The organism is Streptomyces sp. B1866 (assembly GCF_031932565.1).
GTDB lineage: Bacteria > Actinomycetota > Actinomycetes > Streptomycetales > Streptomycetaceae > Streptomyces.
Map to the genome: position 1 here is coordinate 1 of NZ_JAVSCF010000486.1, position 1865 is coordinate 1865.

The window sequence follows — 1865 nt, forward strand, 5'->3', positions numbered from 1 at the left end:
GGAGACGCATCCGTGGCTGGCGGATCACGTGGTGCTGGGTTCGGTGCTGCTGCCGGGCACGGCCTTTGTCGAACTCGCCCTCCACGCCGCCGACCACACCGGCACCACCGTGCTGGAGGAGCTGACCCAGGAGGCTCCGCTCGTCGTGCCGGACTCCGGCGCCGTCCAGGTGCAGGTCGTCGTCGGCGCCGCCGAGGAGGACGCCCGGCGCCCGGTCGGCATCTACTCCCGTACCGAGAACGGCGACCCCGACGCGCCCTGGACCCGGCACGCCTCCGGCACGCTGAGCCCGGCCCGGCCCGAGGCCCCCGAGGAGAACGTCCTGGCCGACGGTGTGTGGCCGCCGGTGGGTGCGGAGCCGGTGGGGATCGGTGACCGGTACGAGGTGCTGGCGGGTCTGGGGTTCGGGTACGGTCCGGCGTTCCAGGGGCTGCGGTCGGTGTGGCGGCGCGGCGGTGAGGTGTTCGCCGAGGTGGCCCTGGACTCGGAGGCGGCGGAGTCGGCCGGGTCGTTCGGCCTGCATCCGGCGCTGCTGGACGCGACACTGCATGCGATCGGGCTGGGTGCGCTGCCGGAGGACGAGACGGCCACGCGGCTGCCGTTCGTGTGGAGCGGGGTGCGGCTGTTCGCCGTCGGGGCGGGCGCGGTACGGGTCGTACTGGCCCCGGCGGGTACCGACGCGGTGTCCCTGCGGGTGGTCGACGGCGCGGGGCAGCCGGTGGCGTCGGTGGACTCGCTGGCGTTGCGCGCGGTGACTCCGGAGCAGCTGCGGGCCGCCGCCCCGACCGCTCCCGGCGCGCTCACCGACATCCGCTGGACCCCCGTGGCGGCCACCGCCGCCGAGCCCGGCGCCTGGGCGGCCCTGGGCGACGACGCGGGCACCGGCCTCGACACCTTCGCCGATGTCGCGGCGCTCGCCGAGTCCGCTGCCCCGGGTGGTGCGGTGCTGGCGGTGGTGCCCGAGGTGGTGGAGGGTGAGACGCCGGTCCGGGTGCGGGCGGGTGTGGCGTGGGCGCTGGAGACGGCGCAGGCATGGCTCGCACAGGACGGGCTGACGGATGCGCGTCTGGTGGTGGTGACGCGGGGTGCGGTGGCGGTCGGTGACGGCGGGGCCGTACGGGATCTTGCCGGGGCGGCGGTGTGGGGTCTGCTGCGGTCGGCGCAGACGGAGAACCCCGACCGGCTGGTGCTGGTCGACCTCGACCCGTCCGTACCGGAAACCGACCTCGGTGTTCTCGCGGCGGTCGTCGCCTCGGGTGAGCCGCAGGCGGCCGTACGCGGCGACGCCGTCCTCGTCCCCCGCCTGGCCCCGGCCGACAAGCCCGAAGACGAGCCGCTTTCGCTGGCCGGTGGCACCGTGCTGGTGACGGGTGCGTCCGGTGCGCTGGGCGGTCTGGTGGCGCGTCATCTCGTCTCGGCGCACGGCGTGCGGGACCTGCTCCTGCTCAGCCGTCGCGGCGCCGACGCGCCCGGCGCGGCCGAGCTGGTCGCGGAGTTGGAGGAGCTGGGGGCCAGGGTGGCGTTCGCCGCCGCCGACGCCGCCGACCGCGCCGCGCTCGCGGACCTGCTGGCGGGCCTTCGGCGTCCGCTCAGCGGCGTCGTGCACTCGGCGGGCGTACTGGACGACGGCGTGTTCGGCGCGCTGACGCCGGAGCGGGTGGAGCGGGTGCTGCGGCCGAAGGTGGACGCCGCCTGGAACCTCCACGAGCTGACCCGCGAGGCCGGACTGTCGGCGTTCGTTCTGTTCTCCTCCGTGTCGGGCGCCCTGGGCGGCGCCGGGCAGGCCAACTACGCGGCGGCGAACGCGTTCCTCGACGCGCTGGCCTGGCACCGCCGGGCCGAGGGGCTGGCCGGTACGTCGGTGG

At 76.1% G+C, this 1865-nt stretch carries 1 protein-coding gene; it reads left to right on the forward strand.

The features are described from left to right. Positions 1 to 1865 (forward strand): SDR family NAD(P)-dependent oxidoreductase (locus RKE29_RS29675; RefSeq protein ID WP_312008807.1); only part of this gene is annotated, 1865 nt, incomplete at both ends.